A 17,543-nucleotide genomic window follows, 5' to 3' on the forward strand; every position below is an offset into this window, starting at 1 on the left:
GCCTTGCGCGAGGTCGGCGAAGAAGAAGAGGCGGCAGAGGCACAAGTCTGCGCGCAGGTGTCCCATGCGCGATGAGCTGATGCCCAGCCTGCCAATCGACATCGACACGCTGTTTGCACAGCCGCTGCCGCAGGCCGACCCCGCGCGATTGGAAGGCTATAACCGGATCGTGCGCGCGACGCATTTCGCAGGCGTCACAATCCGCAACAGAACCGTATCATTTCGCCTGATCCCCCTGCCCCATGACATGCCGGCCCCGTCCCATGGCATCTCTGTGGTTCTGGGGGAAAATCGGCTGACAATCGGATGCTGTCTCAACAGTTTCGAGGTGCTGTTCGGCGATGCCATCGACACATCGGCCAGCGACCTCAACATGCTGCGCGTCCTGTTGCATCTGTTGGCAAGTGATTGCACGGGTCCGGTTGCCAAATTGGTGGGGGATCGTGCAGCGCTCGACATATCCTGCAACGCGCCCGCCCCCGACCCCTTGGCCATGGGATTGGAAATGCATGTCGAGGGGCAGGATGTGACACCCGTGTTCCGGGTTTCGGGCGATCTCGATCTCTTGCTGCCCCTGTGCAAGACCGCGCCAACCGTGGCACCGCCAAAGCTTTCACGGCAACTGATCCTCACCTGTCGGGCGGTGTCGATACCCTTTGTCGCCGCGAGCGCCGACATGACCACAGTTGCCTGTGACGATCTCATTTTCCTCGAACGCATCCCGGAGGGCGGGCTGTTCACGCTCCGGGTCGAAGATACCGACATCGCACAGGTCACGCTGGCACGCGGAAAGCTGGTGGTCACGCAACGCCTGCCTGCGCAAAACGCCCCGTTGGAAAAAGGACCGCAAACCATGGCATCGGATCAGACCAAGGACACGTCCCCCGAAATCACCACCCAACTGTCGCTCGAAATCGGGCGTTGGACCATGTCGCTCGACGAGATCGACACCATCGCCGCAGGCTCCGTCCTCGAGGTTGGCAAGATTGACACCAACGCCGTCAAGGTCCGGCTGAATGGCGAGATCGTTGCAACAGGCGCATTGATCAACCTAGGCGAGAGCATCGGAATCCAGATCAGAACATTGACATGACATGGAAAACAGCCTCGACATCGTTGCGCCGCTCTTCACGCTCTTTCTTATTCCGTTCTATCTCTTGGCCGCGATCACCCTGACCTCGTTCATCAAGGTCACTGTGGTGCTCTTGATCCTGCGGAACGCGATCGGGCTTCAACAGGTGCCGTCCACCATCATCGTGATGGCGCTTGCACTGTTTTTATCCGCCTTCGTCTCCATGCCCGTTTTCGAGGCGTCGATTTTCGCGCTGACAACTGCCGATCTGAACCTTGAGACGATTGATCAGTTCCTGCCGGTCATGGCGCAGGTCGCAGCCCCCTTCCAGAGTTTCGTCCTGAACAACGTAGAGCCGGAACAATTGGCCTTCTTCACGGAAATGGCCAAGGAGGTGTGGCAAGGGTCCAGCATGGAGGTGTCTGAAAACAACTTCTTCGTGCAGGTCCCGGCCTTTCTGATTTCAGAGCTGAGCCGTGGGTTTCAAATCGGGCTGCTCTTGTATCTGCCCTTCACCGCCATTGATCTGGCCATCACGACCATCCTCATGGCCTTGGGCATGCAGCAGGTGCAGCCCTCGATGATCGCGGCCCCGTTCAAGCTGGTTCTGTTCATCTTCATCGACGGCTGGGACAAGCTGATCGAGGGGCTCTTGCTGAGTTACAACTATGCATGAAGTGAACTTCTCCGAGTATTTCGTGGGTTTCCTGTTCGACACCCTCTACCTCGCCGGTATTCCGCTGCTCATGGCCACGCTGGGGGCACTGGCTGTCGCGATTTTTCAGGCCCTGACCCAGATTCAGGATCAAAACCTGAGCCAGACCGTCAAGATCGTGGTCATCGTGATCGTGTTCATGGTCGCCGGAACATCGCTGGTTCAGCCACTTGTGCTGCGCACCGACCTCGTCTTCTCTGACATCCACAGGTTCTGATCATGTTCGGGGCGCTGGAGGGCATCGAGGTCTACAAATCCCTCGGGTTCTACATTCTGGCCAGCATCGCGCGCCCTTTGGGTTTCTTGACCGTCTTCACCGTGATCAATTTCGCGCTTCCACAGGCGCGCCTCATCAAGATTGCCATAGCCCTCGGGTTTGCAGCACCCATCGTCATGGTCTACGAGGTGCCGTTGTTCGATGTCTACAAGGACGACCGGTATTTCGACCGCGTCTTTCTGCCGTTCAAGGAACTGATCCTCGGCTTGCTGATTGGCCTCTTTGCCTCCTTGCCGTTCTACGGGTTCAAGTTTGCGGGAACATTCATTGATTTCTACCGCGGGGAATCGAGCAACGGCCTGCGCCTCGAAGGCAGCAGCACGACAACGACCCTTGGGCTCATGTTCTACCTCGCCCTGCTCTACGCGTTTCTCTCTAACGATGGGCTATGGCGCCTGATCGAGGCGGTCTATCTCTCCTATGCCATCTGGCCCATCGAGGCGTATCTGCCCTCGCTTGACACATCCGCAATCGGGATCGCCGTCGATCACGTGATTCAGGTGTTTTTCATCATGCTGCAGGTCGGCTTGCCGCTCCTGATCATGCTCTTTCTCTGCGAGATGTTCGTGATCGTCTCCAACATCTTCGCGCAGCGCTTTGGCTTTGCAAACTCCATCTTCCTGATCAAGAACCTCTGCTGTCTGGCAATCTTGCCCCTGTATTTTGTCTACGTGACCCATGTCTCCGACACCTATCTGCAAGACGTCTGGATGCCGTTGCCCATTCTCGAGAGGATCATCAAATGAGCAGCAGCGAAGCGAAAACCCAACAGGCCAGCAAACGAAAGCTGCGCAAGCAACGCGAGAGAGGCTCGGTCAGCCAGGCCCCCAACCTGTCGCTCTATCTGGCGCAGGCGCTTGCCTTGGGTGTTGTCTTTGCCTCCGCGCCCCTGACGATTGCCGCGTTTCAAATGGGGCTCGACAATGCGTTCGACGTGATGAGCGCGCCGGTGCAATCGGTTTTCGTGGGTGTCGTTGAGGACAGCCTTGTCTCCTTTGTCACGGTGGCCGGGCCGGTCTTTGCCTGCGTCCTGATTTCCGCAGTCCTGACCAAGCTGATCTATCAGGGCGGCTTTGTCTTCAGCATCGACCCGATGATCCCCAAACTGGACAAGATAAGCCCGGCCAAGGGGCTCCAGCGCATGTTCGGAAAACGCGGCTGGATCGAGCTTGGCGTATCGCTTGCGAGGGTGTTGCTCTGGGGGGGCGTGTTCTACGGGGTGATGATCCAATTCTTTTATCACTTTCTCGGCGCGGTCATCTGCGGCGCATCCTGTCTCGTCGACACGTCGCTCAGCGCAATCCAGACCTTGTTCTTCTGCATCTGCGTTCTTTGTCTCGTCTTTGCGGTCATGGAAGGCCTCGTGCAGAAATCGCTCTTTGCCGAGGATCAACGCATGACCAAATCCGAGGTGAAATCAGAACAGAAAGAACAGATGGGCTCCAAGGAAGTGCGTCGGGAGCGCAAGCGGTTCGGAAAGTTCCTGCAAGACTCGGCGGGCTCGGTCGGTGTGGACAAGGCCGCCTTCGCGATTTTTCACGAGGACAAGGTCATTGGCGTGCTCTACCACCCTGACCTCGAACCGATCCCAAAGATGTGCGTCAAAGGGCGGACTGCGGAACAATCCCGGCAACTGCGGGCGATCATGCGCGAAAACGGCTGCCGCGAAACCGAATGTGCGGAATTTGTCGCCGGCATGATCAATCTCTCGCCCGGTGAATACATTCCCGTGGCGCTCCATCCGGCGCTGATCGACGCCATGCACCGCATGTTCGCACGCTAATGGCCCGCGCGGGGATGCGACACGTCGCACCGCAGTTCAACACGACCCAACACGCCGCAAAACCTACGCACTACGCGGCCAATTCCGTAAAACCCCCGGTAGCTTTCGGTGCGGTGCCGATATGGCGACGTCAGCGCGCAGATGGGATGCTTTGCCAAGCAAACGTCAATCAATCGGAGAAGTCTCGAGATGGAACGTATTGAAGGTGCCGCACCCGAAGCCCAAGAAGTGCCTGATCCGGCTCTTGACCTCTATCAGCTCGATGAGTCTGACCGCTCGTCTGGCAAGGCCAAAAGAAAGCCTCGGCGCGCCTTCAAACCCCTCAAGAACGCCCTCCAGCGCAACAAACCGGGCAATGCACCCGTGCGGCGGCAGTCCGCGTCCTCCGAAACACGCGGCAATGTCGTGTCGGTCTGGGACTTGCGGCGCTCCGAAGGGAACGAGACCATCAATCTTTCGGACCTGCTCGATAACGATGTGATCGAAGGGCATGAAAATCCGACACTTTTCATTCCCGTGCCGCAGGTCCTGAAGAACGGCACCATCGTTCAGAATGACGACGGCGAATATGTCTTTGTGCCCGACGAGGGGGCAGTTGGCAGGGATACATTCGCCTATTTCATCCTCGGCGATGACGAAAAGATCATTGGCGGCGGCATCGCAACAGTCGAAGCTGACAACCCGATCGAAATTTCGACAGCCTCCGGCGAGGTCGCCAATTTCACCGCCTACGCGTCCGACGGCAGCACGTTGGATTTTTCGCTGGAGCCCGGTGAAGATCCGGTCGACGCCCTCGTTGCCGAAGCCACGCAAGGCCCTTTCATTCCGCCCGGCGACAATTATTCCGTCGATAACTACACGCAATCCGTCAAGGATCTGACCGTGATCGACAATGGCGACGGAACATCGACCGTGCGGTTTTCCGTGTCTTACTGGGCGATCATCAGCGATGAGCTGCACGGTCCGTTGGGAACTGAACAGGGGCAAAAGGACTTTGAGTTCGTTCTGGCAAACAACGGAACATCTACCCCAGCCGCACCGCCCCAACCCGAGAATGGCATCGACCTTTTGCCGGTGCTGGACGTGCTGCCAGGCCAAAGTGACGAGACAACCATTCTCGAAATCAACGGCGTCGAGATCACCGAACAGAGCCAGGACGTGCAGTTGGAAAGCGGCGCCACCGTCCACTTCAATGGGGCCACCGGCACCCTACGCTACACGCCCGCCCCCGGTCAGACCACCAATGACCGGTTTGATGTCCGCATCGAAAACGGCGGCTTTCCCCGAACCCGCACGATCGAGGTTACAAATTCCGGGCCGGGCGATCTGCCGGTCGCGCGGCGTGACAGTGTCACCTTGTTCCAGCCCGCCGAGGAGGCCACGCATGCGTTTTCGGTCAACGGGGCAGATTACACCTTTGAGACCGGCACATTCACCGACGCCGAGAGGATCGCGCTGAACGGGGTCAATTGGAGCGAAGCCTTTGACACCACGATATTTTTTGATCCGAACGGCACAAACGGCGCCTTGGACAACCTGGGCCTTTTCCACTGGCTCGGCGGGGACGCCGCGCTGACCAACAAGGTGCTCGACACCACATTCACCAGCGGCGGCACAAGCTTCACCCTCCGCGACGTCGTTTACGGAACCGGCACCTCCCCTGCCCCGTTCGACGGACCGCAGGCCGCCGGGCAATTCTTTCAGGCGGCGCTCAACGCCGGAACCGAAGCGCCCCAACTTCAGGCCACCATCAACCCTCTGGCGAACGACAGCCCGACGGGCGATCTGCAACTGACCGATGTGTCCGTTGTGGACCCTGACAGCGGCATCGCGGTCTCGATTGTTGGCAATCAGATATCGCTTTCGGCAGAGCCCGGCGTGTCGGGTGATTTCACCCTGTCCTACACGGTCACGGACGAGACCGGGGCCACGTCGCAATCCTTTGTGAACGTCACCATCAGCGACCAGACCGAAGCCGAGGCCATCGAGACCAATTTTGCCACATCCCGCCTTCAAGACGCCTCTGGCATGGACCTGACGGGGCTGGATTTCGAACGCACCGCCGAAGGGGATTACCGCGTATCGCTCGACAATATGGAGAGCTTCACCATCGACGGAGACTCGTTTCTGTTCGGTCCGGACCTGATCCAGCAGATGCTGATCCAGTTCGCGATTGCCGGAGGGGCGCAGGCGCTCCAACAACTGCACGGCGAAGCCACCCACTTTGATCTCAGCGACCCGGAACAAAAGCAACTCTACGAGATGTTCATCACCGTGGCCGCCGAGCTTGGTCTGACCGAGGGTCCCTACGGCGATCACTTCGACGGCCTGCTCGATACAGACCGGGTGTTCTCCGAAATGACATCGCTGCTCTTTGGGACCGACGCCGGCGACCAGTGGATTCGCGACAACATCGACGACTCCATCAACGCGCTTGATGTGGAACCGGGGTTCGAGGCCTTGGACGGGCTTGGCGCAACAGAACTCTTCGACCAGTTGCTCGACTTCTTCACCGCAGAGCCGCCCACCGAACTGGTCGGGGCCAATGGCGAGGCGCTGACCGCCGAGCAAAAAGATGTTGTGATGGCCAATTATCTGAACCAGATTGGGTTCCTCGCAAATTACAAAGAGGCAACCCCGGACGAGGCCGCCGTGGATACCGGTGTCGCGGCGTTGGCGGATTACGCGGCCGACATCTACGCACCGGATGCTGCCGAGGCCCTGCGCGACGAATTGCTCGACCCCGACACACTCCAACTGGATCTGAGCACGCTCTTCAACGGCCTCAGCGACGAAGAAGCCCTGCTCGCGATCCAATCCGGCGATTACGAGGCGTTTGGCTATACCGAAGACGAATTCCTCACCCTGATGGGGGATACCCTTTTCGAGCTTGCGACAGCGGGGTTGGAAATCCGGAACGCCGCCACGAACCCCGACCAGATCCAAGGGCTGCTTGGTCTGATGGCGCAGGTATTCCCGCCCAACGCGACACAGGCCGAGGTCAAGGCATTTGTCGATGACGTGGTGCTCTACACGGCGGGCACGCGCCGCGCGGGCAGCACGGCCAACATCATGGACGACTTTTACACCGCGCTCGACACGGTTGGAAAACGTCCGCAGCACAGCAAGTTTGCCAGTGCCGGGGCCAACTTCAAATCCTACAACGCCGCTCTGACCGGCAATCGCCCGATTGCGGGCACCTTGCCCGGCCCTGACGCCGGTGGCTTCCTGCTGATCCTCACGCTGGGCGTGGCGGGTCTGGCCTTGAATGACAGCTTCAGCGGGTCCGCGGCGGAAAAGCTGACCTCGGCAGGCTGGCTGGCGCTCTTGATTTCGGGCACGGCCACAGGCGTTGACAAATTCATCGGGCCGGTGGGCACCTCCGCGTTGAAAATCGGCCCTCTGCAGAGCCTGATTGATGACCTGTCGGCCATTCAACCCGCCCCTGCGGGCCAGCCCTTGGGGGCCTTCGTGGCGGCCGATGACGTGACCGCGGCCCTCTCAGACGAGGCCTTCGACGATGTGGGCAAGCTCTTGAAGAACCCTGCCGTGCAAAAACTCGCCACCGTGCGTGGTCTCTTGCAGGCCATCGGGAGTGTGGGTCTTGCGGGCGGCACAGGCGCCTTGGGCGTATCACTGGCCCTGCAAGCCAGCCAACAGGACAACACCGCCCTGAAGGCGACGCAGGCCGCCACATCCGCCCTGTGGCTGGGCACATCCGTCGGGGCCTCGGTTTCCGGTGCGGCCAGCATCGCCAAAAGCCTCGGCGTGACCGTGGGCAGCACCGGCTCCAAGGTCGCGGCCATCGCGGGCAAGACCGCGGGCATCCTCGCAAGGGCCACCGCCTTTGCCTATGCGATCGTCGGCGGCATTCAGGGTGTTCAGGCGCAGAACCTGGTTCAGGACACTTGGGATATCCTGATGCGCCCCGGCGGCCCCGACAACGAGAACGGGTATTTCGTGAAACCCGAACACCATGATCTCGAACCCTACGGCGATGCTGCTGCCGGATTGTGGGGCGCTCTGAGTTCGCTCTTCGGCTTCCCTCCGCCGACCGGATTTCGGCCAGAGTATGATGCAGGCACATCCGGCGGGATTTTCGGCACGCAGGGCGGCCCGTCCGACATCCGGCTCAAGATCGACATCGAAAGGATCGGCTATATCGAACATCTCGACATGCCGCTTTATGCGTGGCGGTACCGTTCGGGGGATCATACCCGATATGTCGGGGTCATGGCGCAAGAGCTTTTGGAAAGGTCCAGTCTGCGGCATGCGGTCATCACCTACGAGCATGGTGATCTGGCGGGGTATTACGGCGTCGACTATCACGCGCTCGGTCTCCGCTTCCTGACCGAAGCGGCCTATGACGCGGGCGACGACCTGATCCTCGACCGGCACAAGGCAGCCAAGGCCGCCTGATCCCGATCCGGGCAGAGCCCCATAGATGGCATGACCCGGCATCCCACACCTCCCCCTGCCGACACGTAGGAAACTACGTGTCGGACTTTATCCGGCACGGCCCCGCTTTGGTGCATCACAAGAGTGCCCGCCATGCACCGCAATCACCCCAGAGGGCTCGCGCCGTGTCCGTCAACCAGCCGACCATCCTCACCGATTTTCCTCATCTTGATCGACTGAAGAACTTGCAACGCGCCGTCGCGACCTGGCGCCACGAGGTCTCGGTGGGCGAGATCGTCTCGGTCGGTCCGACCACCCTCAAGGCTGAATTCAATCGGCTGGGTCTCGGCTCCATCTGCAAACTAGTCTCTGGCAAGGCCGCAGGCACCCTGACAGAGGTGATTGCGCTCGATGGCAAATACGCCACCTTGTCGGTGTTTGGCGATGCCAGCGAGATTTCGGTCGGCGACCGCATCCAGTATGTCTCGAACGGGCTGGAATTTCCTTTCAGCGAGGACTGGCTCGGCGCGGTGCTCGATGGGACGGGCAAGCCGCTGATGGACCTGTCGGGCTGGGCCGGGACCACCCGGTCGCTCAGGGCCATGTCCAAGGATACCGTCCCCGCCCTTGCACGCCCGGTCATTGATCAGGAATTTGCAACCGGGGTGCCGGCCATTGACTGTTTCACCACTCTCGGGCGGGGGCAGCGCATCGCGCTTTTTGGTCCGCCCGGTTGTGGCAAATCAACCCTGCTCGCCAGCATCATCGCCAACAGTTCGGCGGATGTCGTCGTCATGGCACTGGTGGGCGAGCGCGGTCGCGAAGTGCAGGAATTTCTGCTCCGCCAGATTCCCCCTGCCGTCCGCAAAAAGACCGTCATGGTCGTGGCCACGTCGGACCGCCCGGCGCTGGAACGAACCTATGCCGTGCATGTTGCCTCGTCGATTGCAGAGTGCTATCGCGACAGCGGCAAAAACGTGCTCCTGTTGGTGGACAGCCTGACCCGGACCGCGCGGGCCTATCGCGAAATCGGCCTTGCCGCCGGGGAACCCGCCGTGCGCCGTGGCTTTCCAGCCTCGGTATACCCGGCATTGCCCAAGATCATCGAACGCTCCGGCAAAACGGAAACAGGCAGCATCACCGCAATCTACGCGGTTCTGGTCGAAGGTGACAGCGTGGCAGACCCGATTGCCGACGAGATCAAGAGCCTCACGGATGGGCACATCGAGCTGAGCCGCGAACTCGCCTCATCGGGGCTCTACCCCGCCATTGACGTGGTCAAGAGCCTGAGCCGCGTGATGCCCGATGTTGTCGGCCGCGACCATATCAATCTGGCCATGAAGGCCCGCAAGCTGCTTGCAAAATATGAAGAAATCAAACTTCTGATCCAGATTGGCGAATACGAAAAAGGCCAGGACCCAGAGGCCGACGAGGCCGTCGAAAAGATCGACGCCATTCGAGAGATCATTCACCAGAGCACCGCATCGCGTCCGCTTCCGATCCGCGTCATGCTGGCCAGCCTCCGCAAGGCGCTCAGGTAGAATTGACGAAAACAGGCGGATTGCCTGGCAAAGAAAAGCGCCGCGAAACTCTCGCGGCGCTTTTGCTTGGTGTCGTCAAGGGCACTCTAGACTTGGCGTTACAAGCACTCCTTTCATCGTCCACTCACGACCTTGCCCTCGGGTTGCGTCTTCATCCGATCCCTTGAGCCTCAGATCGGGCCCAAATCCGGGCGCACGGCTGCGCCAAAGACGCATTTGCAACGCTCCGACCACAGGCTCGAGTCCTCAGACTGAAACCGGCCCCTGATCGGGTGATCCCACCGTCTTGGGGCGCCTGCCCCACTCCGGCGCGCGGGTGTCGCGCCGCAGGACAGGGTTTCGACATTGGGTTTGGCAGGCAATGACATCTGCGCCCCCTTACCCGTCAAACCGGTTGTGATGCTCAAAGTCGGTCTGGAAGAGGCCGTTGACCTCATAATCCTGAACCGTCGTCCGATCGCCCCTCTCGGTGATGTTGCCCTCGAGGTCTTCGATCGCACCGCCGCCTTGCGTGCCCTTGCCCGCGTCCCCGTTGCGCGCGTCATCGTCATAATCCACCGTGACACCCCAGAGGCCCGACGGCAGAACACCATCGGCGGCCGCATTGTCAGATCGGATGTTTTCGATGTTGAGGTGATCGCCGCCACTGTGCTTCTGGAAATCCACGCGGAAGCTGTATTCTTCCTCTTTGATCTGCACATGGCGGCCTTCGGTCACAGTGACCTTGCCATCCAGGTAAGTGCCCGACGAAACGGCCTCACCGTTGATCAGAACGCGACCATCCTTGTTGATCTCGATCTGATCATTGCCAATCGTGATCCCGATGGCCCCCATCACGGTCATGCCCGACCCGGCATGTCCAAATTCGTCAAACCGCGCGTTTACCTGAAGGCCCGCATCGGACAGGAGGTTATAGTGCTGTCCCGCGACACCCTGAACGTCATACTGGCCACCGTCTTCACCGACAAAGTGCGGATCACCCCAGATACGGCCCTGATCCACGGCGAGTGTCGGCAGGGTCGTCCAGACATCCATTTTGCCCGACAGATCCTCAAGCTTGCCTTTCTGCTCCAGCAAGAAATCGCGGGCGGCGTTCAACTGCTCGTCTGTCATGCCCCCGACAGAATTGTCCCCTGCCAAAAGCTCGGGCATCCGTTCCTTGATTTCGTCAATGATGCCTTGCGCCTCTGCGCGGTATTCCATCCAAGGCGCCTGATCGGACAGCCGCGGATTCTCGTAGTCCTTGAACTGCATGAACATCTCGAGGCCATAGCCTGCGAACCTGTTCGCCATGGCCAAGAGGTCCTGCGTGGCAAACACCACGTCCGTCCGGGTCTTCGGCTGGAAACTGTTCCAGTTCACTTCGGGCGCGGCTTCGGCCCCTTTGGGTTTGACCAGTCCATAGCCTCCGACCGCCGCAGTCAGATCCTCATAGTTCTGAATGGTGGTCGAGGCCTCTGCAATGATGGCCATCGCCTTTTCCAGATCCTGATCCGGCCCGAACAAGAGCACGTTCACCTTGTCGCGGACATCATCGGCAAGCGCGGAAATCTCCCCTTTGATCGCCATCCAGTCCATGCTGTCGGCCAGTTCCGGATTATGGATGTTGACCGCCTTGAAATAGAGGCTGGTCAACGTGTCCTTGAGCGTATCGACCCGATCAAAGAGGTCCTCAGCCGCATCGACAACCTCGGCGCGTTCCAAGGGGGCAACCTCAGCAGACTCGGTCGCAGCCCCCGCTTTCGTTTCGGGTTCACCCGCTTCGATGCTGTCCCCCATGACCTCCATATAGTCGGTCATGTCATCCGCGACCTTCGACATCTCGGTGATTTGGCGCATCACCGCCCCAAGATCCGCGTTCGGGTCCTGAATGGCCGCGCTGACCAGACTCATCAGGGCCTCGGTGTTGCTATCGATCCCTGCCTTGAAATTCTGCCAATCAACGCCATCGAAGAGCCGCGTGTCGTCAATCGAGGCATATTCAAAGTAGAACTCGAGCGCCTCATCCGAAAGCGCGTCAAACCTGTTCAGCAACGCCTGCGCCGCCGCGGCAACCTCCTTGCGGGTCGGTTCGGTCACGACCGCTTCCTCGGCCGGCTCGCCCTCAGCGGACCGGGGCGTTACCTCAGTCTCATCGCCGGTGGTATCGCCCATGGTCAGCTTGACCGCCTCGATCATGTCCACCTTGACCGCAACTTTGGCCATGGTGGTGTCGATCATGTCCATCATCTCTTGCGGCGGCGTATCGCCACTCTCCAGAGCAGCCACCAGATCTGACCGCAGGCTTTCAAGGTCGCCGATGATCTCCTGACGCATCCCTCTCCAGTCGATCGAATCCGACAGTTGCGGGCGCTCGGTGTCCTTGAACTCAAAGTAGAGGCCCATCAGATCATCGATAATCGCGTCCATTTCGTCGAGCGCCTCTTGCCCGGCGACAACGACCTCTGCCATGGTCGGACCCGGCGGAACCTCGGGCTCGTCCACGCTCTCGGTGTCTTGCGCGCCCTCGACACTGTCTTCGTCCTCGCCCGATTTGCCCTCTGGCGCAGCCTCGTCGGAACCCTCCTCCAAGGACCGCACGTGCAGGTCCTCTTCATTTCTGCGCGGCGTCGTCCCTTCCGCATCCGGACCGTCGAACATGGTCAACTTGACCGCGTCCACCAGTTCCATCCGCTCGACCACCACCGCCATCGTGGCGTCGATCATGTCCATCATGTCTTGGGGCGATTTATCGCCGCTCTCGAGGGCGGCGACCAGGTTCGACCGCAGACCTTCGAGTTCGCTCAGCATCTCTTGGCGCATACCCTGCCAATCGAACCCATCCACCAGTTGCGGGCTTTCGATATCCTTGTAACCGAAATAGAGCGTCAGCAGCTCATCGGTAAACGCGTCAATCTCGTCGAGCGCCGCCTGTCCGGCAAGCACGACCTCGGTCAGTGTCGGGCCTGACGCGACCTCGGCTTCTTCGGTCTCTTCGACCTCTTCACCATCCTTCGAGCCGTCGACGCCCTCGCCCTCGTCAGTGCCGGATTTCGCGACCGGCGGGGTTTCACCGTCGCCATCACCGTCCTCAGTGGTGTCCGCCACCTCTACAACCGTTTCGGTTGTCTCCTCTTCCTCGTCCTCCGTGACAGTGCGCGCCTGGACAGGTTGATCGGTGTCAGACCCGCTGCCCTCCGAGGTCTCTGCGTCCGATGTCTCAGCATCCGTAGCTTCGACCTCTTCCTCGGACGGCGTCGCCTTGACCGTCACGGTGCTCTCACGCGCCGTTTTCAAGAGCTCACCAAACCCCTCAAAGAGGTTGTCCAAGCTGTCGAGGTCGCTTTCAGAGATGGAATTTCCGGGCGTGAACGTGCCCAGCTTGATCTTGGCCACGCGCTCCAGTTCCAGCAGATCGGCGATCAGCGTCACCAACGTGTCCGTCAACTCGAGCACGCCATCCTCAACCAGTGTCATCAGGTCATCCGCAAGCCCACCGGCCGCGTTCAGAACCGCCTTGATGTCGTTGACATGGTGCCCCGCCGCCACCTTGGGACGCGCCGCCGGTTCTTTCAGAATGGCGGGGGCCTCGGCCAAGGGTGCGGAAAAGACCTTTTGGGCCAGTGGGCCAAGGTCCCGCTCGATGTCGTCTATCAGCACATTGATAACGGCGCGGTCGTTTTGTGTTGCATCCAAAGCCATTTGCCATTTCTCCCATCATGCAAAGCAACAATTTGCAGTCCAGAATAAAGACAAGCTGCGGCAGTCAAATCGCGCGCGGTCACGGAAATCGACAATGCCGATACGTAGAACGGTCGGTATGGGTGCTTATGCACCGCTCACGCGCCTCAGAATATGCGCTGATTACGCCGCGCAGGCACTCCCGATACCAAGGTTTAGGCTCAACCTGGCCGAGCAAAGACCTTCGAACAATTGACTTGAAGGGTAATGAGACCATTATCTTACGAAAAATCATAAAAGACAGGGACCAAAACAATGAACAAGCCCTCACCCCGGCTGTGGAATGTCCTCTCTCCCTGTCGTAACTCTGGCAATGTTCTTGCCGCTCTGGCGCTGATCGCCAATGGCGCGTTCGCAAGCGACCTCACGGTCTTGACGGCGCAATACTACGAAGATCCCAGTCTCTATCAAGGATACCTCGACGAGTATCGCGCTCCGCCCCGCTTTGTCTTTTTCTCGAACGAAACCGAAGCCCTGGAAATCATACGCAGCGGGATCAAGGCCGATGTCGTGCAACTTTGCATGAATTCCGTCGCAATGTGGCAGAATGAGGGATTGCTCGCCCCGTGGGATCGCAGCCAACTCCCGCAGGTCGCGCTTCCATCCGGGATGGCGTGGTCGGCGGAAGTCTTGGCTGAATATGCCGACTATTATGTCCCGTTCGAATACGGGACAACCCGGCTGATCTACAACTCGCTTCAGGTTCCGCTCAATGATGTCGAAACCCTCGATGTTTTCACAAATCCGGAATACCGCGGCAAGCTGGCGCTGCCTGCCAGCATCGACGATCTCGCGGCGGCGGCATTTCTGGCGCAGGGCATCACGGATTGGAGTTCCCTCACGGAAGAAAAGCTTGAGGCAGCGATAGACTGGCTTGAACTGGTCCACCCGAACATTCGCTATTACTGGGATGACGAAGAGCAACTGTGGGAGGATCTCGCCGAAGGTGAGGTTCTGATCGCCTGGGCGTGGAATTCGATCTATCACGAAATGCGCACCTATAATCGCAATATCGCACTGGCCCCCGCCTCAAGTGGCGCCTCGACATGGCATTGCGGCTATGTGCGCGTGAAGGGAGAAGATGACCATCTCACCGAGGCGCACAAGTTCGTATCGGCCAGTCTTTCGGACTCCGCCGGTCAAAAGATCATGAGCTGGGGATCAGGGTTTGCCAACCGCGACGTGCAGAACAGATACGCGCGTGAATTCGACCATGACAAGGCCGGGCTGGCCGTCCCCGACGGCCCGGTCCTGCGGCAAACGCCCATGCCAGCCGGTTTCAGACAGCGGTTCGCCCAAGCCGCGAGAGAGATCATGACAGGGTCCTGAGACCGTGCTGGCAATCACATCCGTCGGACAAAGGGCCATGGCGCACCCCGCTGATAAAGCCGGCGGTCAAGCACCGCCTGCATTTCTGGCCGCCAGAGCGGACGATGTCACAGGGCAGCAAAGGGGAACATTGCGTAGTGGATTACGTGTCTTGGTCATTTCCCCTTGGCGCGGCGCTCGTATATCCTGAGCATGACGTTCTCGAGGCAGCCGATGCTCTCAACCATGGACAGGCAATTCTTGGTGGACATGAAAAACAGGACAGGTGACGTTTCCGAGAGCGGTGCGCGATGACAGAACAGAACGGCGGTGGCACAATTTCAGGCCTGCGAAACTATGTAACGCAGCAGCAACTGTCCTTGCGATACGTCCTGATTGCCTGCATCGCCGGATTTCAGTTCGTGACCGTCACCTCCGTTGTTCTGCTGGTCTATTTCACCATGGACCGGGCCATTCTCAAGCAATCCGAAGACCTTCTCGATCAGCACTCCGAAATCATCGTCGAGCGGATTTCGAATTTCTTTCTCCCGATCCTTCAGGCTGGTGAAATGCTGGTCGAACTCGTCGAGAGCGGGATGACCGATCAGACCCAGACCACGACGCTCGAGCGCATCTTCTACGGGGTGCTGCGCACGTCGCCCGAAATTTCCGGGCTCTATTTTGGTCGCCCGGACGGCACATTCGTCCACGTATTTCAGTCAGACGGCTCTGCGGAGCTCGTCACCCGGTGGAACGACCCGCAACAGCCGGGCACCACCGTTCTCGTGCGCGACGAAGGCTATCGGCCGATTGGACGCTATCGGGATGATACCGATGTCTACGACCCGCGGCGCAGCACATGGTATTCCCTGGCGGCCGACGGGCGCGCACCAACCTGGACCAACGCCTACACTTTCGAGCGAACCGGCAAGAAGGGGATGACCTTTGCCTCCCCCGTCTACCGCGACAACAGGCTTCTGGGGGTCTTCGGGATTGATATCGAAGCTGTGAAACTTCGCCAGATACTCGAAAACACCAGTTTCGGTAAGAATGTGACAATGTCCCTCTTCACCACGACCGGGAACATGATCGCGCATGTTTCGGATCACAAGATGATCGAGGTCGAGCATATCGCCGACCTGACGGGCGACGTAGGCCAGATCACCCAGACCCTGCTGGCCCGGTTGGAGACCCCCGAGCAAGGGTTCGCACAGCAGTTTCCGGCCTCCTCAGGCGAGGGCCGACACGATCTCATGCTCGCCAATATCCAGTCGCTTGCAGACCATGACCTGCCTTGGCTCATCGCCACTATCGCCACGCGCGAGGCGTTAAGTGGCGGGTTGCGGGACAATCACCTGCGCGCCCTCTGGGCCGCGATCGTGCTGCTTGCGGTCCTGACCTTGTTCGCGATCCCGCTTGCGAACCGGATACGCCAGCCGGTGCTGAACTTTGCCCAGCAAAGCCGTGAGATGCTGCAAGGCTCGACGCGCGATCTCTCCCCCGGCAGCCTGAAAGTGCCTTATTCCGAATTGGAAACCACCGGCAAAACGCTGGAAAGCCAACTCTGGAAGCGGCGAAATTTCGAGATGCAGTATGACCGCACCTTCAACGTGTCTCAACGCGGGATGGCGTGGATTGATCCGACCACCATGCGCTTCATCCGGGTCAACAAGCATTTCTGCGGATTGCTGCGCAAGCCAGAAGGCGTCCTGCTGACCTGTGGGCTCGATGATGTCCTGTCCGGCGACAAGACCAAGATCCTGAGCGTCTTTCGCGAAGCAGTCCTGAGCGACAAGGATTTCTCGATCGAGGCCGATTTCGTGGTCGATGAACACCTCGCGATCCCTCTGCGCATGACCGCCTTTCCCATGCGGGATTTTGACGGCAGACCCGATCACATCTTTGCCGTCTTCGACAATAACGAAGAAGAAAAGCAGAGCGCGGCACGGCTCGAGAATTTCAAGCGCGACGTGGACCGCATCGGGCGGATCAACCTGATGGGTCAGTTTGCAGCCGGTCTCGCCCACGAGCTCAATCAACCTCTGGGCGCGCTGGTTCACGATGTGGACAGCGCGAAATTCGTATTGAACGCGTCAGAGCTTGATCGCGCCGAAATGGCCGACATTCTCAACGATATCGACAGCCACGCACAACGCGCCGGCGACATCATTCGCGCGCTGCGCAACATGATCGAGCGGGATGATCAGATTCCACATTGCTTTCAACTGGATGATCTGCTGGCGCAAACGCTGGCAATCATGAAGCCCGAAGCCATCGCCTACGACGTGGATTTCGAACTCTCCGTCTACGAAAGTTTCGTCATTCCCGGCAACCGCGTCCAGATTGCACAGGTGCTCGTGAACCTCATCCGAAACGCGATTTCCGCACTATCGACGGTCGATGTAACCCCCAAGGTCATTCGGCTGGAAGCCTATGAGAAAGACGGCAGCATCGTCATTTCCGTCGAGGATAACGGACCGGGATTTCCCGCGCATATCAAACCGTTCACTCAGTTTGAAACAACCAACAAGGGCGGTCTCGGTCTTGGCCTCTCGATCAGCAAATCCCTGGTTGAGGCAAACAGAGGCACCATTTCTCACGTCAAGCCCCACCAAGGCGGAACGCGGTTTGAAATCACGCTGCCCGGAAAAGTCCCGGAACGAGGAGGTGAACAAGATGAATAACCAACAGACGGTGTTCGTGGTCGATGATGACCCGGCCATGCTTAC

Annotated in this window: 10 protein-coding genes; 9 read left to right on the forward strand and 1 reads right to left on the reverse strand. The window is 59.4% G+C overall.

Annotated elements, in window-relative coordinates; all coding sequences use genetic code 11:
• Window positions 1-64: 64 nt before the first annotated feature.
• The 7 genes from KBT70_RS06460 (at window position 65) to KBT70_RS06490 (ending at window position 9,786) form a co-directional block, all read left to right on the forward strand.
• Window positions 65-1,093, forward strand: a complete 1,029-nt coding sequence (locus KBT70_RS06460) for a FliM/FliN family flagellar motor switch protein (protein WP_296630001.1) — start codon at window positions 65-67, stop codon at window positions 1,091-1,093.
• A 1-nt stretch (window position 1,094) separates the two neighbouring features.
• Window positions 1,095-1,748 carry an EscR/YscR/HrcR family type III secretion system export apparatus protein gene (locus KBT70_RS06465; RefSeq protein ID WP_296630004.1) on the forward strand — a complete coding sequence of 218 codons (654 nt, stop codon included), beginning with the start codon at window positions 1,095-1,097 and terminating at the stop codon, window positions 1,746-1,748.
• Entirely contained in the window at window positions 1,741-2,004 is a 264-nt protein-coding gene (locus tag KBT70_RS06470) for a flagellar biosynthetic protein FliQ (protein WP_296630007.1), read from the forward strand. The genes KBT70_RS06465 and KBT70_RS06470 overlap by 8 nt, the downstream gene beginning before the upstream one ends.
• A 2-nt stretch (window positions 2,005-2,006) precedes the next feature.
• Window positions 2,007-2,810 (forward strand): flagellar biosynthetic protein FliR, encoded by an 804-nt coding sequence (locus tag KBT70_RS06475; RefSeq protein WP_296630010.1) that lies wholly within the window; start codon window positions 2,007-2,009, stop codon window positions 2,808-2,810.
• The gene (locus tag KBT70_RS06480; RefSeq protein WP_296630013.1) at window positions 2,807-3,847 is read left to right on the forward strand and encodes an EscU/YscU/HrcU family type III secretion system export apparatus switch protein; all 1,041 of its coding nucleotides are present in this window, start codon (window positions 2,807-2,809) and stop codon (window positions 3,845-3,847) included. Before KBT70_RS06475 ends, KBT70_RS06480 begins: the two co-directional genes overlap by 4 nt.
• 189 nt (window positions 3,848-4,036) lie before the next feature.
• Complete coding sequence (locus KBT70_RS06485; RefSeq protein WP_296630016.1) at window positions 4,037-8,266, forward strand: tail fiber domain-containing protein; 4,230 nt, start codon at window positions 4,037-4,039, stop codon at window positions 8,264-8,266.
• Window positions 8,267-8,430: 164 nt separating this feature from the next.
• Window positions 8,431-9,786: a FliI/YscN family ATPase gene (locus tag KBT70_RS06490; RefSeq protein WP_296630019.1), complete on the forward strand. Its 1,356-nt coding sequence runs from the start codon at window positions 8,431-8,433 to the stop codon at window positions 9,784-9,786.
• A gap of 378 nt (window positions 9,787-10,164) precedes the next feature.
• Here KBT70_RS06490 and KBT70_RS06495 read toward each other — a convergent pair whose 3' ends face one another.
• Window positions 10,165-13,467 carry a VWD domain-containing protein gene (locus KBT70_RS06495; RefSeq protein ID WP_296630023.1) on the reverse strand — a complete coding sequence of 1,101 codons (3,303 nt, stop codon included), beginning with the start codon at window positions 13,465-13,467 and terminating at the stop codon, window positions 10,165-10,167.
• 294 nt (window positions 13,468-13,761) lie between these two features.
• Between KBT70_RS06495 and KBT70_RS06500 the strand changes: the two genes are divergently transcribed.
• Both KBT70_RS06500 and KBT70_RS06505 read left to right on the forward strand, forming a co-directional pair.
• A complete protein-coding gene (locus KBT70_RS06500; protein ID WP_296630027.1) occupies window positions 13,762-14,835 on the forward strand; it encodes an extracellular solute-binding protein in 1,074 nt (357 codons plus the stop codon).
• A 290-nt stretch (window positions 14,836-15,125) separates the two neighbouring features.
• Window positions 15,126-17,498 carry an ATP-binding protein gene (locus KBT70_RS06505; RefSeq protein WP_296630030.1) on the forward strand — a complete coding sequence of 791 codons (2,373 nt, stop codon included), beginning with the start codon at window positions 15,126-15,128 and terminating at the stop codon, window positions 17,496-17,498.
• Window positions 17,499-17,543 lie beyond the last annotated feature (45 nt).

This window comes from Roseovarius sp., from assembly GCF_018066915.1.
In the GTDB taxonomy this organism is placed as follows: Bacteria; Pseudomonadota; Alphaproteobacteria; order Rhodobacterales; family Rhodobacteraceae; genus Roseovarius.

Bases quoted from the DNA above. Each gene is read 5' to 3' on its own strand.
- KBT70_RS06485 (WP_296630016.1), top strand. From the start codon at position 4,037: ATGGAACGTATTGAAGGTGCCGCACCCGAAGCCCAAGAAGTGCCTGAT.
- KBT70_RS06465 (WP_296630004.1), top strand. From the start codon at position 1,095: ATGGAAAACAGCCTCGACATCGTTGCGCCGCTCTTCACGCTCTTTCTT.
- KBT70_RS06480 (WP_296630013.1), top strand. From the start codon at position 2,807: ATGAGCAGCAGCGAAGCGAAAACCCAACAGGCCAGCAAACGAAAGCTG.
- KBT70_RS06500 (WP_296630027.1), top strand. From the start codon at position 13,762: ATGAACAAGCCCTCACCCCGGCTGTGGAATGTCCTCTCTCCCTGTCGT.
- KBT70_RS06505 (WP_296630030.1), top strand. From the start codon at position 15,126: ATGACAGAACAGAACGGCGGTGGCACAATTTCAGGCCTGCGAAACTAT.
- KBT70_RS06460 (WP_296630001.1), top strand. From the start codon at position 65: ATGCGCGATGAGCTGATGCCCAGCCTGCCAATCGACATCGACACGCTG.
- KBT70_RS06475 (WP_296630010.1), top strand. From the start codon at position 2,007: ATGTTCGGGGCGCTGGAGGGCATCGAGGTCTACAAATCCCTCGGGTTC.
- KBT70_RS06470 (WP_296630007.1), top strand. From the start codon at position 1,741: ATGCATGAAGTGAACTTCTCCGAGTATTTCGTGGGTTTCCTGTTCGAC.
- KBT70_RS06495 (WP_296630023.1), bottom strand. From the start codon at position 13,467: ATGGCTTTGGATGCAACACAAAACGACCGCGCCGTTATCAATGTGCTG.